This is a genomic window from Kitasatospora sp. NPDC059817, assembly GCF_042731835.1.
Lineage (GTDB): Bacteria > Actinomycetota > Actinomycetes > Streptomycetales > Streptomycetaceae > Kitasatospora.
On the sequence record NZ_JBHWIR010000279.1, the window covers coordinates 1 to 6493 of the forward strand.

Consider the following 6493-nt stretch of genomic DNA (forward strand, 5'->3'; position numbering starts at 1 on the left):
GCCGTGGGTAGTGGGGCCCGCGAGAGTCGTGCGCGTCAGACCTCGCCGAACTCGCCGGCCCGGACGGCGGCGACGAACGACGACCAGGCGTCGGCGGGGAAGACGAGGGCAGGACCCTCGGGGTCCTTGGAGTCACGGACGGGCAGTACACCCGGGAAGCCAGGAGCCACCTCGATGCAGTTGCCCCCGTTGTTGCTGTAGCTGGACTTGCGCCACTCGGCGCTGGCCAGGTCAAGGGTGGGGCCGGTCATTCGTGCTCCTTTCGAGCAGCGCGGATCACGGCAGGCGAAGCCAACTTGGATAGCGACTTCACCTGAAGCCGATCGTAGTCACGGCTCCATGCCTCGACCTTCCTGCATTCCCGCTCCAGGACGCCCGAATCGGCCACCGGAAGTTGCGGGCCGAGCCGAGCCGGACCGTCGCGGTCAACGGCTGCCGGGAGGGCTGCACGGTGCCCGGCCCGCGGACCCCGCAGGACGAGGCAGTCGCAGCCCCGGCGTGACAACCGGTTCCGGGCCGGCCCTACCTCGTGAGGGACTCCATTCCGAGGAGGGCTGCGGTTTTGGTGTACCGGTCCGGGCGAGAGCGTCGTTCAGGGCCAGGCGCGAAGGGGTTCCGGCTGGGACTCGCTGAAGAAGCCGCCGCTGGGGCGCGGTGCAGGCGAGGCGCTGGCAAGCCAGACGGGGGTCTGCACGCCTTCGTTCGGGGTGATGGCGAACGGACGGAACAGTGGGGCGGTCAGCCGCATCAGACCACCGGTGTTGCTGTTCATCGCGGTGCCCTTGGCCATCCCAGGATTGGCGTTGTAGACGCTCATGCCGTCAGGTAGGCGATGTGCGAGTTCTCGCGCGGCCAGGAGGCTGACGAGTTTGCTCGTCGCGTAGACGTTGATCTGGTGGTAGAAGCGCTTGCTCCACGACGTTCCCGCGACATCTGGATCGGTGGCATCGAGCCTGCCGCGCTTTTCCACGAACGAGGACATGTTGATGATCCGCGCTTCGCGCGTGAGCACTCCTTCGGCCAGGAGGGCGTGGGTGAGCAGGAACGGGGCGTGATGGACCCCGTGTAGGTGTCGCCCTCGGGCTGGGGCGGTGCTGCCGAGTGTGTCTGCCTTCGGCTTCCGGCGATTTCGGCACTCCCGCTGCCGTCAACCCGTTTGCGCGGCGTACACCCAGTCGGGTTCACGACGCCTCATTGGCAGTCAGTGAGGGGATCAACTGTGTGAGTATCCAGCGCGGCCGTAAAGGTACGCGCCTCTGACCGGAAACGACGTACGGAAGGACGCAGTGTGGACTCGACAGACCGCCGCACGATCAGGCACCCCCGACCGCCTGGCGTGGACACCCTCCACTACACCACGCGGAGCGGCCTCGACGCCGTCCCCGATCCTCGGCACCGCACCATGATCGCCAGTGTCCTGGCCTCCGGCCTGGTTGACGAGATGATCGCCTTCACCCAAACCTTCGATCCGCCCGTCAACCTCGCGCAGGCCCGCGCCGACGCCGATGTGCTCACCAGCGAGTTCGCGGCGTTCGGCGTCACCATCCCCACCGCCACCACCACCAACATCACGTTGATGCGCGCCCTCATGGTGCCCATCGCCGACGACGCGCTCGCCCTCGCCCTCGATCGCATCTGGGTGTTCGTCACCAACACCGATGACGTGTGCTGCCACGACCCCGCAGAGGCCGAAGCCATCCTGCGGGCCGGCATGCTGCCCGAGCAACGCGCATCCTCGCCGAACGCCCGGTACATCCGGCACATGTTCAAAGAGCTCACACAGTTCTGCGATCCGACGTTCCTCGCCGTCTTCAAGACCTTCTTCTACAACGCGATCACCGGCGTCCTCATGGAGGCGGAGTTCACGCCGGAGGCGTCCGACGGGGTCGACAGTGACTTCGTCCGTGTCTTCAACGGCTTCTCCCAGTTCTGGTTCACCTCACTTCAGTTCACCGACCCCTGCTTGAGCGCCCACCACAATCGGGCATTCTGGTCGGCGGCGCTGAGCTCCTGTGTCGCGTTTCTCAACGACATCAACGATGTCTTGTCCTTCTACAAGGAGGCGGTGCACGGCGAGGACTTCCTCGCCAGCCGGATCTACCGCCGCTCGGTGAGCGAGAACATCCCCTACCTCGCCGAATACCACCGGAGCCTCGACAGCGGCCTGGCTGCCTACCGCCGCGTCCTGGACCTCGCCACTGACGAGCAACGCCCGCACCTCGACCGTTACATGACCGCCTTCGCCTACTGGCACTTCCACTGCCGTCGCTACCTCTGGCACGACATCTACCCCGGCCTGACCCCGATCGACATCTGATCCGGTCTACTGGCGAGCTCGCGTATTCAACTGTCGCCAATGTCCCGCCACAAAGGAAAATGAGCCCAACTGTCAGCTTATCGAGCGGCGTCTGATGACCGACCCCACGACTCTCGTCAGCATCTGCGAGGAACTCGCAGGAGTCGAAGCCGCAGAGCTGTATGTCGATGAATATGGAGAAAGTCCGATAGTTCTCCGAGGTTCCCAGCCTTCTGATGCCCGTGTGTGATCCTCTGCGGCGTATCGGCTCCTGTTCCGCCGGTCTCCCTGAGGTGGCGGCTGGTGGTCTTGTCGTGGTAGCCCAGAGCGGCCGCGACGACGGGGGCAGGCGGCTCAAGGAGTTGCTGTCGAATGGCGGCGCCGCGGGCGGCCGCGACGGGGATACCGATCTCGCGCAAGAGACATGACAGGCGGCTTCCAGGCTTGTCCATCGCTACCAGCCGGTTGAACAGGGGGGTCAGCGCGGGGCGGACGCGGCCCGTGCCGTCGGCACCCCGGACGGCGTGATCCACCTGTCCCGGGGCCGGTGGTCGGTCACCATCGGCTGACCGAGACCGGACGGCCCTGTCCGGTTTCTCCGGGGCGGGGCTCTGCCTGGAGCGGTGTCAGCGGCAGCGATGCGTGAGCCCCACTGCCCGTCGTGGGCAGTGGGGCTCGGACAAGGTGTGCGTCAGGCCTCGCCGAACTCGCCGGTTCGGATCACGGCGATGAACGACGACCAGGCGTCGGCGGGGAAGACGAGGGCAGGACCCTCGGGGTCTTTGGAATCACGGACGGGGGCGAGGTTGGGGACGTCGGTGGCGACCTCCACGCAGTCACCGCCGTTGTCGGAGTACGAGGACTTGATCCAGGAAGCGCCGGACAGGTCTGCGCGGTCACTCATGACTGGAATTCCTTTCGGGCCCGATGGTGAACTGTCAGGTGTAGTAGGGCTACCCCGGCGGTAAGACGAACAGGCGTTGGTGATCAGCGGTCAGCTCGCGTCGACTCCTGCCCTCCACATGGTGCGGAGTTGCGCGTCGACGTCGCCGGCCTGGCGAACACCCGCCTGGTAGGCCGGTTCCCAGGCCGTCAGGTCGCCGGCGTCCGAGCCAAAGGCGCGCACCGAGGCCGGATCGGGGCCGATGGTCACCACGGCGTCCGCCCCCACTGCCGCCAGCTGGTGGTTGAGCGGCTCCCGGGGGAACAGGTGGGCCATCGGCTCGACCACGACCAACGTGCGGGCTCCGGCGGCGAGATCGGCGTTGGGGCCCGCACGCAGGGCGCCGTCCATGTACCGCCGGCCGTCGATGGCGACGGGCGGCGCGGCTCCGGGGAAGGCGCTGCTCGCCGCCACCGCGTGCACCAGCGGCACGCCGCTGTCGCGGTCCCACACCACGGGCTCGCCGGTGGTGGCGCAGACGGCGGTGATCAGCAGTCGTCGCTCCGGCCACGCGTCCGCACCGATCAGGGCGGCGCGCCCCGCGATCAACGCCTCCTCGGCTTGGGCGCTGGCGCCGTCGAGCGCGAGGCGGCCGACGCGGCGCCTCGCCTCGCCGGGTTCCAGGCTGCGGTCGCCGAGTACGGCGAACACCGCGCCCATCCGCTCAGGGTCGGGCTTGACCCGGTGGGCGGCCTGGCGAGCCGAGGAAGCGAGCCGCCCCGGGTCCTGCCCGGTGGCGAGCAGCGCTCCGACGATCGAGCCGGCTGACGTGCCGACGATCAGGTCGGCCTCGCCCAGGTCCACGCCGTTGCGGCGCAATCCGTAGGCCAGTCCGGCTGTCCAGGCCGTGCCGACGTGACTTCCGGGGCCCAGGACGAGTGCTCGGTCGAAGGTGTGCATGTGGTCTCCCCTCGTTATTGAAACAGTCGTACCATATACTCGCTAATGCCGTCTCAACTCCGATGCGCCGAAGGGAGATCCACCGTGGGGCGACCCCCTGACCCCGCCCGTCGCGAGCGCACGCTGGCTCGGGCGACCGACTACGTGCTGGCGCACGGCCTGGCCGGACTGAGCCTGCGGCCACTGGCCGCGGCCCTCGACACCAGCCCACGGATGCTGCTCTATGACTTCGGCAGCAAGCAGGAGTTGGTCGCGGCGGTCCTCGCCGAGGCCCGCCGCCGAGGCGCGGTGCGTCTGGCCGGGCACCCCGCGCCGGTGAAGGGCTCCGTGCAGGAGCGGCTGCGGGGCATCTGGGGGTGGATGAGCGCGGACGAACGCGCGCCGTTCGTCCGGCTGTTCTTCGAGGTGCACGCCGACGGCCTGGTCCACCCCGAGAACTACCCCGACCAGGCCGAGGCGATCACGGACTGGTTCGACACTCTCGGCGCCACCTTCCGGGACGTCTCCACCGGCCCTGACGACACCGTCACGCCCACGCTGGTCATGGCCGTTGTCCGGGGTCTGCTGTTCGATCTCACGACCACCGGCGACCGCCGGCGCACCGATCTCGCGCTGGACCGCTTCGCCGAACTCCTGGGGCGGTGAACGCGCGACAGCGGTGAACGCGCGAGAGGCGTGACGGACGGGGCCGCGTGCGGTGATGGTGACGTCAGCGAGGCCGAGGACGGCGCACGTGGCGGTCCTGCCCCGCGCCGTATCCGGCCACCGCCATGGCGATGCCGAGGACGGCCAGGACCGTGAGCGGAAGCGTCCAGCTGCCGGTGGCGTCGTGCAGGATGCCGAGGAGAAGCGGGCCGGCCGCCGCCACGAGGTAGCCGATGGACTGCGCCATGCCGGCCAGTGCGGCGGCTTCGCCGGAGCTGCCGGCGCGTTCGCTCTGGAAGGTCAGCGCGAGGACGAGGCACGCGCCGCCGCCCAGTCCGAGCAGGGTGCACGCCACGACGGACAGCGCGGGGGCGGACACCAGCACGGTGAAGCCGCCGGCCACGATGAGCGAGGCCCCGGCCGCCGTCCACCGCTGGTCGTGACGGCCCCGGGTGAGCAGGGGCAGCAGGCCGCTGGTCGCCAGGGAGACCAACTGGTAGTAGAAGAGCATCCATCCGGCGGTGGTGCTGCTCGTGCCGTGGTGGATCAGGATGCTGGGCAGCCACGCGACGGCGGTGTAGAAGGCCAGGGACTGCAGGCCCATGAACATGCTGACCTGCCAGGCCAGTCCTGACCGCCAGGGGACCGGACTGCGGCCCGCGCCGCTGGAGGCCCGGGCCCCGTCGCCCCGCATCCGGGGCAGCCAGACGAGGAGCGCCGCGATGGTGAAGGCGATGCCCCAGGCCAGCGCGGTGTGCCAGGAGCCCGGCAGGGAGTGGGAGAGCGGGGCGGAGATCCCGGAGGAGACGGCGGCCGTGACGCCCATGACGGTGACGTAGAGCGCGCTGATGCCCTGGATGCGGTGTGCGGGCACGCTGCGCCTGATCATGGCGGGCAGCAGCACGTTGCCGAAGGCGATGGCGGCGGAGAGGATCACCGTCCCGGCGAACAGGCAGATCACGGAGGGCAGCGACCGGACCACCGTTCCGACGGCCAGCGCGCCGAGGGCCGCCACCAGCAGGCGCGCGCTGTCGAACCGGTGGGAGGCCCGGGCCACCAGGGGCGACGTCGCGGCGAACGTCAGCAGGGGGAGGGTGCTCAGCAGCCCGCCCCAGCTCGCCGTCAGGCCGCTGCCCTGCTCGATCGCCGGCAGCAGCGTGCCGACGCCGGTGAGGCTGGTCCGCAGGTTGGCCGCCACGAGGCAGATCGCGAGGACGAGCCCGATCGACACGGCGGGCCGCGTGCTGTCGCTGGCCGCAGGCCCGGAGACGGAGTGCTGACGGGTCGTCGAGGACAGTTGCGGACTCATTGCTGCTCCGTGGCTGGTGGTGTCTGGACCTCGTGGTCGTGGGTGAGCCGGGCGGCCGCCGCCGCAGGCCGCGTCCCCATCGGCCGGCCGCCCGCCTCGATGTGTGAGCGGAGGCGGTCCACGAGCGGCGCGGACAGACTCGCCGTTCTGCGCGGTGTGCTGGTGCGTTTCATGGAGGCAGCCTATACAAACATCAGACATTTGAACATCACATGTTTCTGGGCCCAGATCGCGGTGATCCGGGGCCAGGGGGGAGGCGTGATGACGACGCCAGGGTCGTCGGCTCGGGCAGCGGTTGCTCGCCGGAGCCGTTCCAGCGGCGGGCCGGGGGGGGGGGGTGGGGGGGGCGGCCGGGCCGCGCCCGGCGGGGCGCGGAGACGGGCGGGTCTTGATAGCGGGG

8 protein-coding genes are annotated in these 6493 nt (G+C 69.6%); 2 read left to right on the forward strand and 6 right to left on the reverse strand.

Features of this window, described 5'->3' with window-relative positions:
• Nucleotides 1-35: 35 nt before the first annotated feature.
• Entirely contained in the window at nucleotides 36-251 is a 216-nt protein-coding gene (locus ACFV61_RS33185; RefSeq protein ID WP_380495743.1) for a DUF397 domain-containing protein, read from the reverse strand.
• A 341-nt stretch (nucleotides 252-592) separates the two neighbouring features.
• Nucleotides 593-982, reverse strand: coding sequence for a hypothetical protein (locus ACFV61_RS33190; protein ID WP_380495745.1), 390 nt, complete (start codon nucleotides 980-982; stop codon nucleotides 593-595).
• 306 nt (nucleotides 983-1288) lie between these two features.
• Here ACFV61_RS33190 and ACFV61_RS33195 point away from each other — a divergent pair, with 306 nt between their 5' ends.
• Entirely contained in the window at nucleotides 1289-2317 is a 1029-nt protein-coding gene (locus ACFV61_RS33195; RefSeq protein ID WP_380495747.1) for a hypothetical protein, read from the forward strand.
• Nucleotides 2318-2987: 670 nt separating this feature from the next.
• Here the strand turns inward: ACFV61_RS33195 and ACFV61_RS33200 are convergent.
• Together ACFV61_RS33200 and ACFV61_RS33205 are read right to left on the reverse strand one after the other, a co-directional pair.
• A complete protein-coding gene (locus ACFV61_RS33200) occupies nucleotides 2988-3200 on the reverse strand; it encodes a DUF397 domain-containing protein (protein ID WP_380423964.1) in 213 nt (70 codons plus the stop codon).
• 90 nt (nucleotides 3201-3290) lie between these two features.
• Nucleotides 3291-4139 carry a patatin-like phospholipase family protein gene (locus tag ACFV61_RS33205; RefSeq protein ID WP_380495749.1) on the reverse strand — a complete coding sequence of 283 codons (849 nt, stop codon included), beginning with the start codon at nucleotides 4137-4139 and terminating at the stop codon, nucleotides 3291-3293.
• A gap of 84 nt (nucleotides 4140-4223) precedes the next feature.
• Here ACFV61_RS33205 and ACFV61_RS33210 point away from each other — a divergent pair, with 84 nt between their 5' ends.
• A complete protein-coding gene (locus ACFV61_RS33210; RefSeq protein WP_380495751.1) occupies nucleotides 4224-4784 on the forward strand; it encodes a TetR family transcriptional regulator in 561 nt (186 codons plus the stop codon).
• Between the two features lie 64 nt (nucleotides 4785-4848).
• Here ACFV61_RS33210 and ACFV61_RS33215 read toward each other — a convergent pair whose 3' ends face one another.
• Complete coding sequence (locus ACFV61_RS33215; protein ID WP_380495753.1) at nucleotides 4849-6093, reverse strand: CynX/NimT family MFS transporter; 1245 nt, start codon at nucleotides 6091-6093, stop codon at nucleotides 4849-4851.
• Nucleotides 6090-6266, reverse strand: a complete 177-nt coding sequence (locus ACFV61_RS33220; protein WP_380495755.1) for a hypothetical protein — start codon at nucleotides 6264-6266, stop codon at nucleotides 6090-6092. Before ACFV61_RS33220 ends, ACFV61_RS33215 begins: the two co-directional genes overlap by 4 nt.
• Between the last annotated feature and the right edge of the window lie 227 nt (nucleotides 6267-6493).